The 19,129-nt window shown below is 68.4% G+C and carries 20 protein-coding genes; 3 read left to right on the top strand and 17 right to left on the bottom strand.

Going from position 1 to position 19,129, the window contains the following annotated elements; translation table 11 throughout:
- Positions 1 to 20: 20 nt before the first annotated feature.
- Complete coding sequence (locus CAM01S_RS13370; protein WP_066522799.1) at positions 21 to 872, top strand: SDR family oxidoreductase; 852 nt, start codon at positions 21 to 23, stop codon at positions 870 to 872.
- Positions 873 to 917: 45 nt separating this feature from the next.
- Here the strand turns inward: CAM01S_RS13370 and CAM01S_RS13365 are convergent, their stop codons facing one another.
- Entirely contained in the window at positions 918 to 1,799 is an 882-nt protein-coding gene (locus tag CAM01S_RS13365) for a phosphatase PAP2 family protein (RefSeq protein ID WP_066522797.1), read from the bottom strand.
- A gap of 238 nt (positions 1,800 to 2,037) precedes the next feature.
- Between CAM01S_RS13365 and CAM01S_RS13360 the strand changes: the two genes are divergently transcribed.
- Complete coding sequence (locus CAM01S_RS13360) at positions 2,038 to 2,499, top strand: DUF4383 domain-containing protein (RefSeq protein ID WP_169795879.1); 462 nt, start codon at positions 2,038 to 2,040, stop codon at positions 2,497 to 2,499.
- A 29-nt stretch (positions 2,500 to 2,528) separates the two neighbouring features.
- Here the strand turns inward: CAM01S_RS13360 and CAM01S_RS13355 are convergent, their stop codons facing one another.
- From CAM01S_RS13355 to CAM01S_RS13275, 16 genes are all read right to left on the bottom strand, one after another.
- The gene (locus CAM01S_RS13355) at positions 2,529 to 3,830 is read right to left on the bottom strand and encodes an ATP-dependent DNA helicase (RefSeq protein WP_066522794.1); all 1,302 of its coding nucleotides are present in this window, start codon (positions 3,828 to 3,830) and stop codon (positions 2,529 to 2,531) included.
- Positions 3,827 to 5,677 carry a cytochrome c oxidase assembly protein gene (locus tag CAM01S_RS13350; RefSeq protein WP_066522792.1) on the bottom strand — a complete coding sequence of 617 codons (1,851 nt, stop codon included), beginning with the start codon at positions 5,675 to 5,677 and terminating at the stop codon, positions 3,827 to 3,829. Before CAM01S_RS13350 ends, CAM01S_RS13355 begins: the two co-directional genes overlap by 4 nt.
- Before the next feature lie 141 nt (positions 5,678 to 5,818).
- A complete protein-coding gene (locus CAM01S_RS13345; protein ID WP_066522790.1) occupies positions 5,819 to 6,106 on the bottom strand; it encodes an HU family DNA-binding protein in 288 nt (95 codons plus the stop codon).
- Positions 6,107 to 6,535: 429 nt separating this feature from the next.
- Entirely contained in the window at positions 6,536 to 6,841 is a 306-nt protein-coding gene (gene rpsN / locus CAM01S_RS13340) for a 30S ribosomal protein S14 (protein ID WP_066522788.1), read from the bottom strand.
- Positions 6,842 to 6,843: 2 nt separating this feature from the next.
- The gene (gene rpmG, locus CAM01S_RS13335) at positions 6,844 to 7,014 is read right to left on the bottom strand and encodes a 50S ribosomal protein L33 (RefSeq protein WP_017886456.1); all 171 of its coding nucleotides are present in this window, start codon (positions 7,012 to 7,014) and stop codon (positions 6,844 to 6,846) included.
- Positions 7,014 to 7,250 (bottom strand): 50S ribosomal protein L28, encoded by a 237-nt coding sequence (gene rpmB / locus CAM01S_RS13330; protein WP_066522785.1) that lies wholly within the window; start codon positions 7,248 to 7,250, stop codon positions 7,014 to 7,016. Before rpmB ends, rpmG begins: the two co-directional genes overlap by 1 nt.
- Positions 7,251 to 7,523: 273 nt before the next feature.
- On the bottom strand, positions 7,524 to 8,972 hold the full coding sequence (locus CAM01S_RS13325) for a lipase maturation factor family protein (RefSeq protein WP_066522783.1): 1,449 nt from the start codon (positions 8,970 to 8,972) through the stop codon (positions 7,524 to 7,526).
- Positions 8,973 to 9,023: 51 nt separating this feature from the next.
- Positions 9,024 to 9,725 carry an alpha/beta fold hydrolase gene (locus tag CAM01S_RS13320; RefSeq protein WP_066522781.1) on the bottom strand — a complete coding sequence of 234 codons (702 nt, stop codon included), beginning with the start codon at positions 9,723 to 9,725 and terminating at the stop codon, positions 9,024 to 9,026.
- A gap of 9 nt (positions 9,726 to 9,734) precedes the next feature.
- Positions 9,735 to 10,157: a Fur family transcriptional regulator gene (locus tag CAM01S_RS13315; RefSeq protein ID WP_066522779.1), complete on the bottom strand. Its 423-nt coding sequence runs from the start codon at positions 10,155 to 10,157 to the stop codon at positions 9,735 to 9,737.
- A complete protein-coding gene (locus tag CAM01S_RS13310) occupies positions 10,154 to 11,131 on the bottom strand; it encodes a metal ABC transporter permease (RefSeq protein ID WP_083528055.1) in 978 nt (325 codons plus the stop codon). Before CAM01S_RS13310 ends, CAM01S_RS13315 begins: the two co-directional genes overlap by 4 nt.
- The gene (locus CAM01S_RS13305; RefSeq protein WP_066522771.1) at positions 11,131 to 12,012 is read right to left on the bottom strand and encodes a metal ABC transporter ATP-binding protein; all 882 of its coding nucleotides are present in this window, start codon (positions 12,010 to 12,012) and stop codon (positions 11,131 to 11,133) included. The genes CAM01S_RS13310 and CAM01S_RS13305 overlap by 1 nt, the downstream gene beginning before the upstream one ends.
- Positions 12,009 to 12,812, bottom strand: a complete 804-nt coding sequence (locus CAM01S_RS13300; RefSeq protein ID WP_245631648.1) for a metal ABC transporter solute-binding protein, Zn/Mn family — start codon at positions 12,810 to 12,812, stop codon at positions 12,009 to 12,011. Before CAM01S_RS13300 ends, CAM01S_RS13305 begins: the two co-directional genes overlap by 4 nt.
- Before the next feature lie 930 nt (positions 12,813 to 13,742).
- Positions 13,743 to 15,281, bottom strand: coding sequence for a dihydrolipoamide acetyltransferase family protein (locus tag CAM01S_RS13290; RefSeq protein WP_066522766.1), 1,539 nt, complete (start codon positions 15,279 to 15,281; stop codon positions 13,743 to 13,745).
- A 47-nt stretch (positions 15,282 to 15,328) separates the two neighbouring features.
- A complete protein-coding gene (locus CAM01S_RS13285) occupies positions 15,329 to 16,294 on the bottom strand; it encodes an alpha-ketoacid dehydrogenase subunit beta (protein ID WP_066522880.1) in 966 nt (321 codons plus the stop codon).
- A 95-nt stretch (positions 16,295 to 16,389) separates the two neighbouring features.
- Positions 16,390 to 17,520, bottom strand: coding sequence for a thiamine pyrophosphate-dependent enzyme (locus tag CAM01S_RS13280; protein ID WP_066522765.1), 1,131 nt, complete (start codon positions 17,518 to 17,520; stop codon positions 16,390 to 16,392).
- A gap of 29 nt (positions 17,521 to 17,549) precedes the next feature.
- Positions 17,550 to 18,632 carry a histidinol-phosphate transaminase gene (locus CAM01S_RS13275; RefSeq protein ID WP_083528054.1) on the bottom strand — a complete coding sequence of 361 codons (1,083 nt, stop codon included), beginning with the start codon at positions 18,630 to 18,632 and terminating at the stop codon, positions 17,550 to 17,552.
- Positions 18,633 to 18,652: 20 nt separating this feature from the next.
- On the opposite strand from CAM01S_RS13275, the gene CAM01S_RS13270 reads away from it, so the two are divergent.
- On the top strand, positions 18,653 to 19,051 hold the full coding sequence (locus CAM01S_RS13270; RefSeq protein ID WP_066522761.1) for a phage holin family protein: 399 nt from the start codon (positions 18,653 to 18,655) through the stop codon (positions 19,049 to 19,051).
- The last annotated feature ends 78 nt before the right edge of the window (positions 19,052 to 19,129 follow it).

The following is a 19,129-nucleotide window of genomic DNA, read 5'->3' as shown; positions in this document are numbered from 1 at the left end:
TCCGTTGCAATGATCGACCCATGACCAGCACCGCTCCTATCGCCGTCACCGGCGTGACGGGAACCGTCGGCCGCCTCGTCGCGCAGCAGCTCGCAGAGCGCGGGCTGGCACTCCGCCTGCTCGCGCGTACCCCGGCACGGGCTCCGGAGCTCCCGAACAGCACCGTCCATCCGTTCAGCTACAACGACCGGGCCGCGTCGGTCGCCGCGCTGCGGGGCGTGCACACGCTGTTCATGGTGTCGGCATCGGAGAGCGCAACCCGCCTGGACGAACACCGCTCCTTCATCGACGCCGCGGCCGCGGCCGGGGTGGGGCACATCGTCTACACGTCGTTCGTCGCGGCAGCGCCCGATGCGGTCTTCACGCTCGCGCGTGACCACTTCGGCACGGAGGATCACATCCGGGCATCCGGGATGGGCTGGACCTTCCTCCGCGACAACTTCTACATCGACTTCATGGAGGAGCTCGTCGGCGGCGACGACGTCATCCGCGGTCCAGCGGGCGACGGGCGCGCAGCCCTCGTCACCCGCGCGGATGTGGCCGCCTCCGCTGCCGCCGTCCTCGCGGATCCGCCCTCGCACGCCGGCAAGGTCTACGACATGACCGGCCCCGAAGCGCTCAGCATGGCGGACGTCGCAGCGACGATCAGTCGCATCCGCAACCGCCCCGTCACGTTCCACAACGAAAGCGTCGACGAGGCGTACCGCTCACGGGCGGCCTATGGCGCACCCGACTGGCAGGTCGACGCCTGGGTGAGCACCTACACCGCGATCGGGAGCAACGCCATGGCTCCGGTCAGCGGCGACGTCGAGGCCCTGACCGGCAACGCCCCGCAGTCGCTCGCCGGGTTCCTGGCCGCCAACCCCCGCTGATACCCCGGTCAGGAGGCGCGGAGGACTCGCCGGCTCCGGCTCACGTCACACCACGCTCGGTTCCGGCGCCCGCCGGTCGAGGAGCGTGACCACGAGAACCGTGATCAGCACCGACGCGATCGCAGCGAGCCTGCCGGCGATGAGGAGCGCCTCCTGGTCGTGATGCACGCCGCCAAGCACCGCGAACAGCAGTGCGATGACCGTGCCGAGGACGGCGATACCGCCGGCGCCGCCGAGGACGATCGCAAGGAGCCGTTGGGGGGCGACGCGACCCGCTCGGTCGCTGCGCGCCTCCCGGTCGACGACCGGTCCGACGGCACGGACGAGCCCGAGCCAGAACACCGCCACACCGCAGGCACCGACGATGTCGCTCATGCGATGCCACCCATAGACGACGGTCTGATTCGCCACGACGACCGCATAGGCGGCGCCGATCACCGTCAGCGCAGGCCGGAACCGTCGGGGCGTGACCATGAGCACCGCGAACAGCGCCGCCAACGCGATGGCCGCATGGCCGGACGGGTACGAGTTGGGGGTCGTCGACCCGGCGATCTCGGGACGCCCGGCGATACGCTTGAACAGCGTCGCCGTGGCGCCCGCGCCGAGCAGGACAACGACGGCAGCGATCCCCACGGCCAGTCTCCGCCGAACCAACCCGACGACCGCGACGACCACGATCAACAGGAGTACGACGGGAACCGAGATGACGTTCAGCACGGTGTCCGATCCGAAGAGATTCGTTCGGCTCACACCGCTCAGGGCGGCATCTTCGATCCGCTGGCCCGTGGCCGTCCGCACAGCGGCCACGTAGACGAGAGGCACGATCACGAAACCCACCGCCGACAGCATCGCCCAGCGGGCACGCCGCGCCGAACGCGCCGCGCGCGACGACGGCTCAGCGCGGTCCCGAACAGGGCTCCTCGTCACAGGGATCGTCCTCCTCGCGGTCGTGATCGGTGGTGTCGCCGTCCGGCTTCGGACAGCGCTGCGATTGGGTCGTCAGCGACCCGACACGGTACCGTTTGACAGGCAGCCGCACGCTGAGAACGTCCAGCATCCCGTTCAGCAGCGGACCGCTCCGATGGCACGTGCGAACGCCTCCATCGCAGCGCCAGCCTACGGACGGCAGAGTGCTCCCGTTGAGGACAGTGAGGAAGGAACCGAAGTGGCCATCAAGGAACCAGGTCTGACGGGGTCACCGAACCGCGGCCTCGCGATGACAGCGGGCACGATGTTCGTGATCTGGAGCTTCCTCGGCTTCTTCTTCGCCGGTGACAATCACGCCACCTTGCTCGGCACGAACGGCGGCTACCTCTGGAATTCGTTCCACGTGAACCCGGGCATGGCCGCCATCTGGGGCATCTTCGGCGCGCTGCTCTTCATCGGCGGCCTCGGCACCGTGCTCGGCGCGCGGGGCATGAACCTGCTCGTCGGGATCGTCTGCCTGTTCCTCGGGGTCTACGGATTCGTGTTCATGACCACCGGTGCGAACATCTTTGCGGCGAACGTCACCGACTGCGTCTTCCACCTCATCGTCGGTGCGATCCTCGTCCTCACGGCGCTCGGCGCCGACCGCCAGTACCTGCGAGCCATCCGCGGGGAGGCGCGCGTCACCCGCCACGTCTGATTCGAGCGACGGGGCACCCGGGCGGTGCCTCAGGCGCGGTCTGCGGGCCGCTCGAGCGCGGTCGCGACGATGCGCGGCGCCTCCGACATGAATCGGCGGACATCGGTGTCCACGATGATGTCGCTCGGTCGGAGCGGTCGCGACATGTATAGGCCGCCGAGGTTGGTGAGGCGGCTCAGCGCCACATACGTCTGACCGGCGCTGAAGACCCGGTCCCCGAGTTCGAGCATCGCCCGGTCGTACGTGCTGCCCTGCGACTTGTGGATTGTCACCGCCCAGGCGAGCCGGAGCGGGAACTGCTGGAACTCGCCAACCGTGTCCTTCCGGAGCTCCTTCGTCGACGCGGAGTACGAGTACTTGATCTTCTCCCACACGCTCGGCTGGACCTCGAACTCTTCGCCGTCGACCTCGACCCAGACGGTGTCACGAATGGTTGTGACCACCCCGATCGTGCCGTTCACCCAGCGCTGGTCCGCATCGTTGCGGAGGAACATCACCCGTGCGCCCGGCTTCAGCTCGAGCGCTTCGTCAGCGGGGAAGGTTCGACCGCCGAAGTCGCCCGTGACCTCCGCACGCGCGGTCTTCACGCGCCCGGGGAGCCGATCGAGCGCGGCCTTGTTGATTCGGGACACCGTGTCGTTCCGCGTGGCGAGGGTGATCGCATCGTCCGGGGCCGTCCGCGCACCGGCTCGGTTGAGCTCCTCGGCGATCTCTGCGGTCACGCGTCCGTGCCGCACGGCGGTCAGCATCGCCGCGAACCGTGGATCCTTCTGCCGATGCACCGTCGCGAGTTCCACGATGTGCAGTGGGGCGTCCAGCCACACCTTCGCGTCGAAAAACCACATCGAGCGGTAGTGGTCGTGAAAGTATGCGCGCTCGTCCGCGTCGCCGGGCACCGGCGGTAGCTGATACGGATCGCCGAACATGACGATCTGCGCGCCGCCGAACGCGTCGAGAGCGCGTCCCCGCGCCTTGCGCAGCACCCGGTCGATCGCATCGACGAGGTCGGCATTCACCATCGACACCTCGTCGATCACCACGGTGTCGATCGTGTTGAGCAGCTTCCGGATCTCCGCGTTCAGCGAGATGTCGCTGTCGGCGATCAACCCGATCGGCAGCCGAAACAGCGAATGGATCGTCTGTCCACCGACGTTCAGCGCGGCGACACCGGTCGGCGCGCAGATGACGACCTGCTTGTCGGTGTGCCAGGCCAGGTGATTGAGCAGCGTCGATTTCCCGGTTCCGGCCCGGCCGGTGATGAAGACATGCTCCTTCGTCGACTCGATGAAGTCGAATACCGCCTGCTGTTCCGGCGTCAGCGCCAACGTCATGGCTCGCCCCGTTCGAACACGCCGTGCGTTGGCGCGCGCCGCACGAAGACGACCGCAAGGGTCGTGAGGACGACGAGTCCGCCCACCACGATCAGCACTGCCCCTGCTGCCGCCTGATCGGCGACCGGAGGCGCACCCCAGGTCCGCCCCATCGCCCCGTACCAGCCCGGTTCCAGCAGCCCCTGTGGACCCGACAGACCGACACCGAGCGCGATGAGTGTCCCGCCGGCGATACCGCCCGCAAGGACTCGCTCAATGCGCTCCACAGCCGCGCGGCGTGCTCCCGCGCGGAGACTGTCCTCGGTTCGTCGCGGAGCTGTCCGGAGGGACGGCGTCGCGGCGAGGACGCCCGCGATGACGGCGGTGCCAAGGGCGAGAAGCAGCACGTCGACCACGCCCCGAGCGATCCAGTTGGCAGCGATAGCGCGCAGCAGCGTCGTGTCGATCGACATCCACCACAGCAGGCCGAAGAGCACCGCCGCGGCGACTGGCGACCGAAGCGTGCGCCGGCTCCGGGACTGGGGCGACGCACGGACGAGCGGGCGCGTGCGGACCGGCCAGGACGCCACGAGCAACGCGGGCACGACGAATCCGAATGCGATCAGATCGATCACGGCGCCCGAGATGAGCACGCGACTGTACGCAACGCCGGGACCGATTGCCACCACGACCACGACGAGCACCGCGACGATGAATGGAATGAGACGGCGCGCGGCGACAGGCTGACGAGTCGTGCTGCGTTTTCGGATGATTCCACCAGCCATCACGAGCGCGATGATGGACGCTGCGATCCAACCGGGCGCCAGGCTCCAGGTGCCGACCAGTGCGTCGAACGATGGTGCGGGCGGAAGCGATCGCTCGGTGAGCACCACCGCCGGCGGCGTGTGCAGTGTCAGCGTCGGGACGGAGACGGTCGGTGACCGAACCAGCGCCACTGCGAACCCGAGCGCCGCTCCGGAGAGTGCTGGTCCCCCCGAGCGCATCAACGACCCTGCCGACCCTGCCGACCCAGCCAGCCCCGCCGACCGCGCCGATTCCGCCGACCGCGCCGAGAGCAGCCACGCGGCCACCGCCGTGACTGCGGTCGCAACGCCGACGACTGCTCCGCCGGCACTGCTCCCACGGACGATCAGTGTCGCGGCGAGCAGGACCGCGACGATGGCTGCCCACAGCGCGCTCGTCGCTCGAACCGGGTGAATCCGGGCGTCGATCGTCGCGTGCGCTGTCCGCGGGCTCCACTGCGCCGCAACCGAGCGCCCGATGACAATGCCTGCTCCGACAGCGATACCGACGAGCAGCAGCGTCCGCGCGGCTTCGACGGGATTGATCGCTGCCTTCGCGCTCGCGCCGAGCGCGAAGCCGCCGATGAGCGCGAGCGCGAGGCCGCCCACGGCAGCCGACCGGCTGCGTGCGGCGAAACAGAGGATCGTCAGAACTGCAGCGACGATCGCCGAGACGATCCACGCGGAGCCGCTGCTCGAGCCGAGGAACCGGACGAACATCTGCTCAGCAGCGGCCTGGGTCTTCGGCGCCGCTGCGGCCGCGTCCGTGAGAAATGCAGCCGCTCCGCCAACAACTGCCGCGACTGTCCACAGAGCCGACCCCGACGCTGCGGTGGCGAACAGATGGTCGCGGGCACGGCCTCCGGATCGGGCGGCGAGCACCACCACGGCGAGACTCCCGAGCACGGCCGCGACCCCGAGCCACGTGGCGAGCGTGGCGAACGCGGCCACCCACGCGGAGACGCTCCCAACGCCAACGATCGCGCCGCCCACAAGAACGGCCACGATCGACGAACCGACGAGCGTCGGAACGGCGCGTCGGCGGGAGATGTCACGGCCGGTCACCCGACAAGCCTACGGGCGGGCCATGGGCCGGCGACGCTGGGCATGCGCGCTGTGCACGGTGAGCCCCGGCGACGACGAAGGGGACGGCCGCAGCCGTCCCCTTGTCGTTCCGCCGACGCAGCGTCGGACGGGCCGAACGCCTTACTTGACAGCGGCCTTGAGCTTGCTGCCGGCGCTCACCTTGACGGAGTCGCTCGCGGCGATCTCGATCGCGTCGCCCGTCTGCGGGTTGCGACCGGTGCGCGCTGCGCGGTGGGTCTTCTCGAAGGCGATCCAACCGGGGATGGTGACCTTCGTGCCGTCGCTGACGGACTTCGAGACGACAGCGAAGAGCGCGTCGACAACGCCGTTCACGGCGGCCTGGCTCTGGCCGGACTCCGCGGCGACGGCGGCAACGAGCTCGGTGCGGTTCAGGGACTTCTCAGCCATAGGTGTCCTCCTCGGACTCTGTACGGTTTCGCCCGCCCGCTCGATGCGTTCGGACGCCGGCCGCAGACCGCGACCGGACGGAGCTCACCACGAGGCCGAGGGCCCGTGGAGCCGCAGTCAACGTACCAGCCGCATGGAGGCCCGGAGCCCGACTCGCCCGTATTTCCGGGCTTCTTTCGGGGTCAGAGTGATCTACGGGGCGGGCGTGACCAGTGATACCGGGCGACGGAACCCGTGTCACCAATGAGCTCACCCCATGGGGCTCCCCCTGAGGCGCCACCCCGCTGTGCGGAGCGCCTGTGCGGAGCGCCTGTGCGGAGCGCCTGTGCGGAGCGCGAAACGCGGCGCGCCAGACGCGACCGCGAGACGCGGAACGCCCCCGGCCAGCGGGCCAGGGGCGTTCGTTCTGTCTCGGCAGTGTCGGAAGACCTACCAGGAGCTCTTCGTGATCCCGGGAAGCTCACCGCGGTGGGCCATGTCGCGGAAGCGGACACGGCTGATGCCGAACTCGGTGATGTTGCCGCGGGGGCGACCGTCGATGGCGTCGCGGTTGCGGTAGCGTACCGGCGACGCGTCGCGCGGCAGCTTCTGCAGTCCAACGCGAGCGGCCTCACGCGACTCGTCGGTCCCGTTCGGGTCGACGAGCGCCTTCTTCAGCTCGAGGCGACGCGCGGCGTAGCGGGCGATGACCTCGGCGCGCTGGTTGTTCTTGGCGATCTTGCTCTTCTTGGCCATGCTTAGCGCTCCTCGCGGAAGTCGACGTGCTTGCGAATGACCGGGTCGTACTTCTTCAGCACCAGGCGGTCGGGGTTGTTGCGGCGGTTCTTCTTGGTCACGTACGTGAACCCGGTGCCCGCCGTCGAGCGGAGCTTGATGATCGGACGAATGTCCTGACCCTTTTTGGCCATCAGATCTTCTCCCCACGGGCCAGGATGTCCTTGACCACGGACTCGATACCGCGGGCGTCGATCACCTTGATGCCCTTGGCGCTGACGTTGAGCGTGACGTTACGACGCAGCGACGGCACGTAGTACGTCTTCTTCTGCACGTTCGGGTCGAAGCGACGCTTCGTCCGGCGGTGCGAGTGCGAGATGTTGTGCCCGAAGCCGGGAACGGCGCCGGTCACCTGGCAGACTGCTGCCATGGTCTCCTCCTGAAACGGTTACCGTGCAGCCGATCGGCTGCACCCAAGATCACTTGCCTGGTGCGAACGCGGGGGGCACGGACGCACCGCCCCGAACGGCATCCGACGAGGTCGGCCACCGAGACGGGGCGAAACAAACGAGTTCGCTGCGCGGGCGCAGAGAACCAGGCGTCTACGTTACGCGAGCGATAGCGCGCACGCAACCCGGGCCTCCGAGGCGGAGGCGCACCCGACGCCCGGCAGGTGGCCTGCGGATGTCCGCACCCGCCGTTCTCAACGCCGCAGCCCGGTCGGACGCACCAGCGTGAACTGCTCCTCGCGGATCCAATACAGGCCGGTATCTCGACGCTCCTTTCGCGTCGCGAACCGATACAGGAACATCCGCGCCCGAACCCAGCGCGGGGCCTCCCCGTCGAACGGGTCGGCCGCGAGGAGCCGGAGCGTCGGGCGGTCCGCCTCGAGCAGGCGCATCAAGAACACGCGGAACCATCGGTCATCCGCGCCGAGGGCAAGAAACCACATCAGCCAGTCGAGCCGCAGATGGTAGGGCGCGAACTGGCGAGGACGCCGACGTGGATCGCCCGGTTTGCCTTTGAAGGCGTACTCGACCCAATCCTCCGGCCCCGGCGCTGCGGCCAGCGTTCCCTCCACGACGACCTCGCTGCGCTGCTGCGTCACGCTCCCGAATGCGCCATACGCGTTGACGAGACGCCACCGGTTGAATGACGCGTTCATGAGCTGGCGCCGCGACAGCAGATTCAGCACCGGACGCCTCGACAACCACAGCAGCAGCACCCCCACGCCGACGCAGACGGCGACGAACGCGACCGGCGTCTGCGTCGGACCATGCACGAGCACCGGGCCGAGCGGCGGGATCACCGCGCTCACCGCGCTGTCCGAGACGGCCGAGAACGCGAGCACGAGGGTCAGCCAGTTCAGCCAGGCGAAGTTGCCGGTCACGACCAGCCAGGCCTGCGTCAGCAGCACGAGCGCGGCCGCGATGGATGCGACCGGCTGTGGCGCGAACAGGAAGAACGGGACCACAAGCTGCACGAAGTGACTGCCGAGCGTCTCCAGCCGGTGGACAGGTCTTGGCAGGAGGTGCGCGGTCCGGCTCATCGGGTTCGGCATCGGCTGCGTCTCGTGGTGGTAGTACAGCGCCGTGAGATCCCGCCAGGAGCGGTCCCCGCGCATCTTGATCGTCCCGGCACCGAACTCGAGGCGGAACACGATCCAGCGCATCGCCATGATCGTGATCACCGGCGGCGCGACCCGGTCAGACCCGAGAAACGATGCGGTGAACAGCGACTCGACCAGGAGCGATTCCCAGCCGAACGCCCAGAACGTCTGCCCCACGTCGCTGATCGACAGATACGCCAACCACATGAAGAGGAAGCACAGCGCAGGCACCCACCACGGGCCGAGCTGCGGCGCCCCGACAACGAGGGCCGCGGACACGATCACCCCGCTCCAGGCGAGGATGCGGAATCGGCGATCGGAGTAGCGGACCCATCGCCACACGACCGGGAGTGATCGCGCGACGCCACGGTCGAGGAATCGCGGCACGGGCAGGAGGCCGTGCTCACCCACCAGCGCAGGGAACTGCGCGAGCGCCGACAGCCAGGCGACGCACGCAATCGCGGCGATGCCGCGCTGCAGCACCTGCCGTGCCGCGTCGGCATCACCCGACGCCGCCCAGGCAGTGAGCACCGAAGCGTCCATGGCCCGGCAGCGTACGCGCGGGCGCCCTGGTCAGGGCTGCGGATGCCCGGGTCAGGACTGCGGAATCGCCTCGGCGATCAACGCAGCCAACTCCCGCGGTCGGGTGAGCATCGCCCAGTGTCCGGTGTCGAGGCCGACGATGCGCAGCGGATCCGACGCGCCAAGCTCTGATGTCCACGGCGCACCACTCGCGATGGCAGCCGTCAACGCCTCCGGAGGCATCTCGCTGATGATCACCGTGCTCGGGATCCGGTGTCGAGCCGGATCGTGAAACCGAAACGACGTCCGAGCGATGCCGCCGGGCACCGGTCGAGCAAGCGCGACAAGGCGATCCCAGGCATCGCCGTCGGTCTCGCGGAGCATTTCCGCACTGAACCCACTCCGTGCTGGGAACGGAATGACACCATCGGTCACGGGGAACTCGTCGTTCTCGTAATCGCCCTCGGGGAACGGGAAGCTGTCGACGTAAATGACTGCGCCGATTCGGTCCGACCGTCGGTCTGCCGCGACCGACACGACCGCACCGGCCGCCGAATGGCCGACCAGCGCGACGGGGCCGTCCGCGGCGTCGACCTGCGCGACGACCGCGTCGACCCAATCGTCGAAGGTCGTCTCCGCCTGGGCCGCCTCGGCGCTCTCTTGACCGGGAAGCGTGATCGCGCGGGCGTCATGGCCGGCGCCCTGGAGCAGCGGGATCACGTCCTGCCAGGCATCGGCTGCCAGCCACATGCCCGGGACGAGGAGGGTGCGCATGCGGCGAGGCTAGTCCGCCTCGCCGACACCCGCTAGCACGCTGCAGTCTGCGCAGAGCCCGAACACGTCGACCACGTGATTCGGCGCCGTGAACCCGTGGGCGGCTGCCACATCCGCGGCCCACGCCTCGACGGCGTCGGCCTCGATTTCGACCGTTGTTCCGCAGTTCCGGCAAATCAGATGGTGGTGATGGGTTCCCGGGGTGCACGCGCGGTAGAGCGACTCGCCCTCCTGCTGCAACGAGTCGGCAGCACCATCGGCGGCGAGATCCGCGAGCGCCCGATAGACCGTGGCGAGCCCGATCGTCGAGCCTTCGTCGCGCAGGTGGGCGTGCAGTGACTGCGCGCTGACGAACCCTTCGGTGTGGCCGAGCGCGGTGCGGACCGCATCGCGCTGCCAGGTGTTCCGACGAGCGCGCTGGGTGTCGTTCATGCATGCACCTCCGGGTTCGCCTCCATTGTCGCAGGGACCGAGGGCGCAGCGCCGGTCGCAGTCGCAGTGTCGGTCGCGGGAGCCGCATCCGCCAACGTGCGGGTCGACCCGTCGCCCCGGTGCGAGGCCCGAACCCCGCCCCGGCGATCGCGGCGGCCGCCGATGAGCCTGCACACGACCCAGATGAGGAACGAGATGGTCGTCACATACGGGCTGATCGGGAGGCCTCCGCCAAGCGCCAACAGGATGCCACCGACGACGGAGACGACCGCAAAGGTCATCGAGAGCACGGGCACGAGCACCGGTCGGGATGTCAGCCGAAGCGCCGCGGCCGCAGGCGTGACGAGCAGGGAGAGGACCAGCAGCGCTCCCACGATCTGCACGGAGACCGCCGTCGCAGCGCCGAGGACGAGCATGAACCCGATGGACAGGCTGCGCACTGGCACGCCGGCGGCAGCAGCGACATCAGGATCGACGCTCGAGAACATGAGTGGACGCCACATCGCGATGATCGCGACGATGACCGCAGCGCTCACGGCGAGCAGGAATCCGAGCTGCGGGTTGTCCACGGACACGATCTGCCCGGTGAGCAGCCCGAACTTGTTGGCCGCGCGTCCGGAATACAGCGCGAGCGCGAGGATCCCGAGCCCGAGTCCGAACGGCATGAGCACGGCGATCACGGAGTTCCGCTCGCGCGCCCGGGAGCCGAGCAGCCCGATGATGAGCGCTGCGACCATCGATCCGACGAGCGACCCCGTCACGATATTCACGCCGACGAGCAGCGCGATCGACGCGCCGGCGAACGACAGCTCGCTGATGCCGTGCACGGCGAACGGGAGGTTCCGCGTCACCACGAACGGACCGACGAGACCGCCGACGATCCCGAGCAGCGCTCCGGCGATGATCGAGTTGTGCACCAGGGCGACGAGCTGCCAGAAGTCCTGGAAGGAGAAGATGCTCGAAAGCACGCTCATCAGATGTGACCTCGATCCTCGTGATCGTGGGGTTCGACGGAATGGTGGTGGTGCTCGCCGAGGTGATCGTGCGTGTCGGTCGAGCCGACGATGACGATGCGTCCCATCGTGCGGACGACATCGACGGGCGTGCCGTACAGGTCGGACAGCACCTCGGGTCGGAGGACCTCGTCCGGGGTTCCGATGCGATACCGGCCGCCCGCGATGTACAGCACGCGGTCCACGACGTCGAGGATCGGGTTCACGTCGTGCGTCACGAACATGACGGCCGCGCGGCCATTGCGTCGCTGTCGGTCGATGAGCGCCGTGACCTCGCGCTGGTGTCGGAGATCGAGCGCGATGAGGGGCTCGTCACACAGCAGGAGGGCCGGGTCGGACGCGATCGCCTGGCCGACTCGGACGCGCTGCTGCTCTCCCCCGGACAGCTCCGCCACGGGGGCGTCGGCGAACGCGGTCGCTCCGACCTCGGCCACGATCGCGTCGATACGCCGACGCTCGTCGGCGCGTTCGCGCCCGATCCCCCACCGATGCCCGGTGACGCCGAGCGCGATCATGTCGCGAGCGCGGAGCGGTGTGCCTGCCTCCATGAGCCGCTGCTGCGGGATGTAGCCGATCCGGCGGTGCCCACGGTGTACCGGCTCCCCCAGGAACGAGATGGTGCCGCCGGTGAGCTGCTGCTGCCCGAGCACGGTCTTCAGCAGGGAGGTCTTGCCGGCTCCGTTCGGCCCGAGGACGGCGATGAACTCGCCAGGGCGGAGGTCGAGGTCGAGTCCGGACCACAGCCTCCGGGCACCGAAGGCAAGGTCGGCGCCGTGGAGCGACAGGACGGGATCGGTCTCGGCCGATGACGACGGGAGCGCGAGGGGGGCGGGAGCGGTCACTGGTGCAGCGCCTCCTTGACGTGATCGATGTTGGACTGCTGCCACTCGACGTAGTTCATGCCCACTGGCAGCGTCTCCGTCACGCCGACGACTGGGACTCCCGACGCGGCGGCGCGCTTTTTGACGAGCTCGGCCTCGACGCTCGATGCCTGCTCGTTGTATGCGAGGAGACGGACCGTCGAACGGCTGCTCACGAGATGCAGCATGGTATTCAGCGCTGCCGGGGGCACGTCATTGCCGTCTTCGACCGCGTGCGAGAACGCGGTCGGTGTCACGTTGACGAGCCCGATCGCGTCGAAGAGATATCCGGGCACCGGCTCGGTGTAGGCGACGGGATCGCCGTGAAACGACGCGTGCATGGCGCCCGTCTCCGCCTCGAGGTGCTGGATCTGCTTGGTCAGCGCAGCCGCATTCGATCGGAACGCTGCTGCGTGCGTGGGCTCCGTGCTTGCGAGGACCTGTTCGACCCGATCGACGAGCTTGAGCATGGTCGGATAGTTGTAGAACACGTGCTCGTTGAAGTCGGCGCTGCCGTGATCGAGCCCCGACAGCTGCACCACGTTGATCACCGGCGCCGAGGAGTGCAGCGATGACCGGAGGGTGTCGATGAACGTGTCGTAGCCGCCGCCGTTCTCGATGATGAGCTGCGCCTTCGAGAGCGCCAGCTGCACCTGAGCACCCGGCTGATACGAGTGCGGATCCTGGTCAGGCTTGGCGATGACGCTCGTCACCTGCACGTATCGGCCGCCGATCGACTCGACGATGCTGCCGTATTCACTGACGGAGGCGACGACGCGCACCGGTGACGATCCTCGGGATGCGGAGGCTCCCGCCCCACCCGTCGGCAGCCCGCTCGTACAGCCAGTCAGGACAAGTGCCGCTGTCACTGCGCCGAGTGTGATGCTGATGACGGATCGGAAACCCACAGTGGGAGGCTACGCGTACATGATAATGATTGTCAAGATCGACCGTCTCTGAACGTGCGTAGCGCATCCTGAAGCAGCGCGGCGTCGTCACGGGTTCGGCGCGACAGAAGAAGCGTGTGCCCGTTGAGTACCCGAGCGACCGGTGCTGCAGTGGGGACGCCGACAACCATCCGCAACCCTGATCGCCACGCGGCAACAAGGGAGCCGACGGCGCTGGGCTCCCAGGCAACGTCGTCAGGCCGAGTTGCCTGGACCCATGCCTGAAAGACCTCGGGCTCCCAGAACTCTGGAAAGCGGTGTTCCCAGCTCGCGGGTGCCGATTGGACCCAAGCGAGCATGGACGCGCGCGAACTGGCCTCGTCGAGGTCCAGGACCGCGGGCAGACGAGCGGCTGCCAGGATCGCTTCATCCCACGCGGAGATCCATTCGAGCGATAGCGATGGAGTATCCGGCGGACCGGGCGTCGGCGGCGGAGGCGGAACCGGTTCACCCGCTTCGCATCTCGCACCGATACCCCAGGCGGAGTTCGCGTACAGGAGTGCGAGCAGACGCTCGTCACGCCACTCCTCAACGATCAGCATGCCCTCCGGCCATGCTGCGAACCCCTCGACAATAGGACCATTCACGAGCGTCAGGACCAATTGCTCGTGGCTCGGCCCGCGAAGCAGGTAGCGCCGTTCTCCGAAAGGGCAGCCGCGCTCGCGACGGCAAGGGTGGCGCTGAACACTTTGGGGCGGGCGGACATAAGGCATCTCCTGTCGTCAGAGATGCAAAGTATCAGATTATGAGTCTGGCGCTCTAGTGTCAGTCGAGCAGCAGCGCTGGCTCCTCGATCACACTTGCGACATCGTGCGCGAACCGCGACGCGACATCTCCGTCCACGACCCGGTGGTCGAACGAGGCACCGATCGTCGTGACCATCCGCGACCGAACCTCGCCGTCGACGACCCACGGCTTCGGCTTGATCGTGCCCATCGCAACGATCGCAACCTCGCCCGGGTTGAGGATCGGCGTTCCGGTGTCCATTCCGAAGACGCCGATGTTCGTGATCGTGATCGTCCCGTCGGCCATCTCCTCGGGGGTCGTGCGACCCTCCCGGGCGGTGAGGGTGAGCTGCTCGAGCGCCTTGGCGAGTTCGAGCAGCGACATGTCCTGCGCATCCTTGATGTTCGGCACGATGAGGCCTCTCGGCGTCGCGGCAGCGATCCCCAGGTTCACGAAATGATGCACGATGATCTCGCGCTCGGCCCAGGTCGAGTTCACCGAGCGATTCCGGCGCACTGCCCAGATCACGGCCTTCGCCATGATGAGGAGCGGCGAGACCCGGACGCCTGCGAACGTGGGCGACTCCTTCAGCCGCTGCACGAACTCCATCGTGCGCGTCGCGTCGACGTCGACGAAGAGCGACACGTGGGGCGCGGTGAACGCGCTCGTTGTCATTGCGGTCGCAATCGCCTTCCGCACGCCCTTCACCGGAATCGTCTCCCGGCGGACATCGCCCCACTCGGGCGTCTCCAGGTTCCGGAACACCGTCGCCTGCGTCGCATGCCGGAGGACGTCGTCGCGCGTGACCTCCCCCGCGAGGCCGGTGGCGATCACCGTCGACAGATCCACGCCCAGATCCTTCGCGAGCTTCCGGATCGGCGGCTTCGCGACGATGGGCAGGGCCGCGATCACGGGCCGCTGCCGCGCGGGACGCCCCGGGTCTGCAGCGCCAACGACCGCAACGCTCCCGGCGCCGACACTGTCCTTCGACGTGCCTCCTTCCGCAGCGGCTGCCGCGGCGAGCGCTCGTTCGGACTCGTCACGGGTGGAGGCGCGGTCCGCCTCCGCAGCGAGGGCCGCGGCCCGTCGAGATCCGGGCTTCCGGCGCGACGGCGACGTCGTTGCCGAGCCGTAGCCGACGAGGACCGCTCCCGACGTCTCGTCGACGCCGACGATCTGTGCGGTGTCGGAGGCGACCGGGATCGAGGCGGTGACCGCTGCTCCAGTCGATGCGGCGCCGGTCGCGTCTGCACCGTCGCCGCTCGAGTCGGACCTGGCGCTGCGCGCGTCGGCGCCCTCGCTCCTCAATGGCTCGTCGGTACCGCTCGCCGCCGCATCGTCACAGTGCACCCTGATGATCGGGCATCCGACCTCGACGGTGTCGCCCTCGGCTGCCAAGAGGTGGGTGACGCGACCCGCGAACGGCGACGGCAGTTCGACGAGCGACTTCGCGGTCTCGATCTCTACGAGCACCTGGTCGACGCTGATCTCGTCGCCGAGAGCGACGCGCCATTGCACGATCTCGGCCTCGGTCAGGCCTTCGCCAACGTCAGGCAGCGGGAACTCTGCGATGGGCATGCGGACTCCTTCAGTGCCGACGGATGTCGGTTGCGGCGGTGGAACGGTCAGTACGCGAGGGCGCGGTCGACGGCCTCGAGGACGCGGTCGGCGTCGGGCAGGTGTAGATGCTCGAGCCGTGACTGCGGGAACGGGATGTCGAACCCGGACACGCGAAGCGGTGGAGCCTGAAGCGTGTAGAACGCGCGCTCCGCGATGGTGGCGCAGATCTCCGATCCGACGCTGACAAAGCCGGAGGCCTCCTGTGCGACGACCAGGCGACCGGTCTTCTGGACCGAGTCGACGATCGGGTCCCAGTCGATCGGCGAGATCGACCGCAGATCGATCACCTCGGCACTCGTACCTTCCGCCTCCGCGAGCTCGGCGGCCTGGAGGAGCGTGGCGACCATCGCGCCATGACCGACGAGTGTGACCTCGGTACCGGGTCGTGCAACCACGGAGAGGTGCATCGGAACCGCGCCCCCGACCGCGTCCACGCGCCCCTTCGGCCAGTACCGACTCTTCGGTTCGAGGAACACGACCGGGTCGTTCCCGGCGATGGCCTCCTGAATCATCCAGTACGCGTCGTTCGGCGTCGACGGACTCACCACACGGAGGCCGGGCGTGTGCGCGAAGTAGGTCTCCGGGCTCTCCTGGTGGTGTTCGACCGCGCCGATATGGCCGCCGTAGGGGATCCGAACGACGACCGGCAACGCGGCCTGGGCAGGCAGCCTGTTGAGCATCTTCGCGAGCTGCGAGGTGATCTGGTCGAACCCGGGCCAGACGAATCCGTCGAACTGGATCTCGACGACCGGCCGATATCCGCGGAGCGCGAGCCCGATCGCCGTGCCGATGATGCCTGACTCCGCGAGCGGCGTGTCCCGGACGCGGTTCGCCCCGAACCGGTCCTGCAGCCCCTCGGTGATTCGGAACACCCCGCCGAGGGTGCCGATGTCCTCACCGAGCAACAGCACGCGCTCGTCCGCGGCGAGCGCTGCCGCCAGTCCGGCGTTGAGCGCCTTCGCCATCGGCATGTCGACCGGGTCGGTCGGCGTGGTGGCTGCGTCGGGATGTGCACGAAGGGTGTAGTCGAACAGCTCCTCGGGAGTCGGCACCGACTGCGCTGCGCTCATGATGACGCTCCGAACGACGCCTCGTACTGCTGGAGCCACGCCCGCTGCTCGTCGATGCGCGGATGCGGATCGCGATACACGTGGTCGAACATCGCCTCGAGCGGCGGGTCGACGAGTGCTGGTGTTCCGGCTCGCACTTCGTGCGCGAGCTCGTCCGCTTCGGCATCGATCGCGGCGAACTCGGCGTCGCCGACGCCCCGCGATCGGAGGAAGGCCTCGAATCGGAGGATCGGATCGCGTCGCACCCATGCCTCCAGTTCGTCGTCGCCCCGGTATCGGGTTGGGTCGTCCGACGAGGTGTGTGCGCCGATCCGGTAGGTATCGGCTTCGATGAACCGCGGGCCCGACCCGGCGCGCGCGGCTTCGGCCGCGATCCGTGTCGCCGCGTAGGAGACGAGCACGTCGTTGCCGTCGATCCGGGCACTGGGGATGCCGAAGCCGCGCGGGCGGTCGACGAGCGGAGTGGGCGACTGCACTGCGACCGGCACCGAGATCGCCCAGCGGTTGTTCTGGAGGAAGAAGACGAGTGGCGCGTCCGAAGAGCGGGCGAACACCATGGCCTCGCTGACATCGCCCTGGCTCGTGGCGCCGTCCCCGAAGTAGACGACGGTGCATTCGTCGCGCGCGGGGTCGCCGGTTCCGACCGCGCCGTCGAGCTGCTGTCCCGTTGCATAGCCCGCCGCGTGCAGCGTTTGCGAGCCGATCACGAGCGTGTAAATGTGAACGTTGCCGCGTTCGTCCGGGTTCCAGCCGCCGTGTGCGAGACCGCGAAAGACGCCGATGATCTCCAACGGCTCGACGCCGCGAACGAGCGCGACAGCATGCTCCCGGTACGACGGGAACAGGTGGTCTTGCGGCCGCAGCGCGTGCGCGGAACCGACCTGGGCGGCCTCCTGACCGTGGCTCGGCACCCACAGGCCGAGCTGACCCTGCCGCTGTAGGTTCGCCGCGGCGTGATCGAAGCGACGGGTGCGAACCATGTCGCGATGCATCGAAAGCAGCATCGTCGTGTCGAAGCTGTCCACGATCGCGTGGAACTCGGCGTTGTCCTCGTTCTCGACGAGAACGCCATTCGGCTCGAGGAGGCGGATCGGGGTCGTCGCGGGGTCCGCGGCGCGGAAAGGCATGCGGGCCAATGTAATGGCCCGCACCGCCCCTACCTTGTGAGGCTCCCGACAAGACGCCGAGCGGTCGACAGGAGCTTCTCCACCGACTCGTGCTCACCGATCGAGACTCGGATGCCTTCCGGCGGGAAGGCACGCACCATCAGACCGGCCTCCTCGAATGCGTCGGCGGCGCGGGCCGTGTCGGCTCCCGTGGGCAGCCAGACGAAGTTGCCCTGCGCAGCCGGAACGTCCCAGCCTTGCTGGAGCAGGGCCTCCCGAATGTGATCGCGGCGTTGGACGATCTCGGCGACGCGGTGCAGCAGTTCGTCCTCGTGGTGAAGACTCGCGATGGCGGCCTGTTGCGCCTGCGCTGTCACGGACAGCGGAATCGCGACCGCCCGGGCCGCGTTCAGGATCCGCTCGTCGCCGATCGCGTACCCGATGCGGAGCCCGGCGAGCCCATACGCCTTCGAGAATGTACGGAGCACGACGAGGTTGGGATACCGCCCGATCAGCCCCTCGCCGTGAACGGCTGCGGGGTCGGTGACGAACTCGGCGTACGCCTCGTCGAGCACGACGAGGACGCTGGGTGGCACGGTGGCCATGAATGCCGAGAATTCTGCCGCGGTGACGGTCGGGCCGGTCGGGTTGTTCGGCGTGCAGACGACGATCATGCTCGTGCGGTCGGTGATCGCGGCGACCATGGCGTCGAGATCGTGCCCCCCATCCGCGCGGTTCGGAACCTGCACACTCGCGGCGCCGGCGACGGTGACAATGCCCGGGTAGGCCTCAAACGACCGCCAGGCGTAGAGCACCTCGTCGCCAGGGCCGCTCGTCGCCTTGGCCAGCTCATGGAGGATCGACACGCTTCCCGGTGCGACGTGCACGTTCTCCACCTGCACGCCGAACCGTGCGGCGAGGGCGGAGCGAACCTCCAGGGCGGACGCGTCCGGGTACCGGTTGTAGGCCGTCTGCGCCTGTACGGCGGCGATCACGCCCGGCAGGGGCTCAGCGGGGTTCTCGTTGCTGGAGAGCTTGAAGGCGTTGGCGGGAGCCTGTCGCCCCTGCCGATAGGCGGGCAGGGCGGCGATCTCGGGCCGGATTCGCACGGGAGTCTCGGACACGATCGTCATCGTACGGGCACTATGGGCGCATGCGCTTCTTCTCCCGCTTGGTCATCAACGCGATCGCGCTCTGGGTGACGACGCTCATCGTGCCGGGCGTGAAAGTTCTCGCGTTCGGCAGTCACTCCACGATCGACACGGTGCTGACGTTCCTGTTGGTCGCGTTCATCTTCGGTCTGGTGAACGCGGTCATCGGCACGCTCATCCGGATCGTGGCGTTCCCGATCTACATCCTGACGCTCGGGCTGATCTCGTTCATCGTGAACGCGATTCTGCTGATGATCGTCGCGGGGATCTCGACAGCGATCGGCTTCGGCCTGCAGGTGACGAGCTTCGGGTGGGGCGTGGTCGGCGCGATCGTGCTGGCGATCCTGGCCTGGCTCATCGGGCTCGTGCTCCGACCGGTGCTTCGGCAGGCGCGCGCCTGACCGACAGGGATTGGTCGGGCAACCGGCCCACGCTTCGGTTGCAGCCGCCGGTCGCGCGTCGCCGTTCGGTGCGCCATG

The organism is Curtobacterium ammoniigenes NBRC 101786 (genome assembly GCF_001571045.1).
GTDB lineage: Bacteria > Actinomycetota > Actinomycetes > Actinomycetales > Microbacteriaceae > Curtobacterium > Curtobacterium ammoniigenes.
The sequence above is the reverse complement of the archived record's forward strand: the minus strand, read 5'-3'. Positions and strand labels throughout refer to the sequence as shown.

Excerpts from the sequence above, each read along its gene's own strand:
- rpmB (WP_066522785.1), bottom strand. The coding sequence starts at position 7,250 with ATGGCAGCAGTCTGCCAGGTGACCGGCGCCGTTCCCGGCTTCGGGCAC.
- CAM01S_RS13275 (WP_083528054.1), bottom strand. The coding sequence starts at position 18,632 with ATGACGATCGTGTCCGAGACTCCCGTGCGAATCCGGCCCGAGATCGCC.
- CAM01S_RS13290 (WP_066522766.1), bottom strand. The coding sequence starts at position 15,281 with ATGCCCATCGCAGAGTTCCCGCTGCCTGACGTTGGCGAAGGCCTGACC.
- CAM01S_RS13355 (WP_066522794.1), bottom strand. The coding sequence starts at position 3,830 with ATGACGTTGGCGCTGACGCCGGAACAGCAGGCGGTATTCGACTTCATC.
- CAM01S_RS13270 (WP_066522761.1), top strand. The coding sequence starts at position 18,653 with ATGCGCTTCTTCTCCCGCTTGGTCATCAACGCGATCGCGCTCTGGGTG.
- CAM01S_RS13345 (WP_066522790.1), bottom strand. The coding sequence starts at position 6,106 with ATGGCTGAGAAGTCCCTGAACCGCACCGAGCTCGTTGCCGCCGTCGCC.
- CAM01S_RS13315 (WP_066522779.1), bottom strand. The coding sequence starts at position 10,157 with ATGAACGACACCCAGCGCGCTCGTCGGAACACCTGGCAGCGCGATGCG.
- CAM01S_RS13325 (WP_066522783.1), bottom strand. The coding sequence starts at position 8,972 with ATGGACGCTTCGGTGCTCACTGCCTGGGCGGCGTCGGGTGATGCCGAC.
- CAM01S_RS13370 (WP_066522799.1), top strand. The coding sequence starts at position 21 with ATGACCAGCACCGCTCCTATCGCCGTCACCGGCGTGACGGGAACCGTC.
- CAM01S_RS13285 (WP_066522880.1), bottom strand. The coding sequence starts at position 16,294 with ATGCCGATGGCGAAGGCGCTCAACGCCGGACTGGCGGCAGCGCTCGCC.
- CAM01S_RS13320 (WP_066522781.1), bottom strand. The coding sequence starts at position 9,725 with ATGCGCACCCTCCTCGTCCCGGGCATGTGGCTGGCAGCCGATGCCTGG.
- CAM01S_RS13310 (WP_083528055.1), bottom strand. The coding sequence starts at position 11,131 with ATGAGCGTGCTTTCGAGCATCTTCTCCTTCCAGGACTTCTGGCAGCTC.
- rpmG (WP_017886456.1), bottom strand. The coding sequence starts at position 7,014 with ATGGCCAAAAAGGGTCAGGACATTCGTCCGATCATCAAGCTCCGCTCG.
- CAM01S_RS13280 (WP_066522765.1), bottom strand. The coding sequence starts at position 17,520 with ATGCCTTTCCGCGCCGCGGACCCCGCGACGACCCCGATCCGCCTCCTC.
- rpsN (WP_066522788.1), bottom strand. The coding sequence starts at position 6,841 with ATGGCCAAGAAGAGCAAGATCGCCAAGAACAACCAGCGCGCCGAGGTC.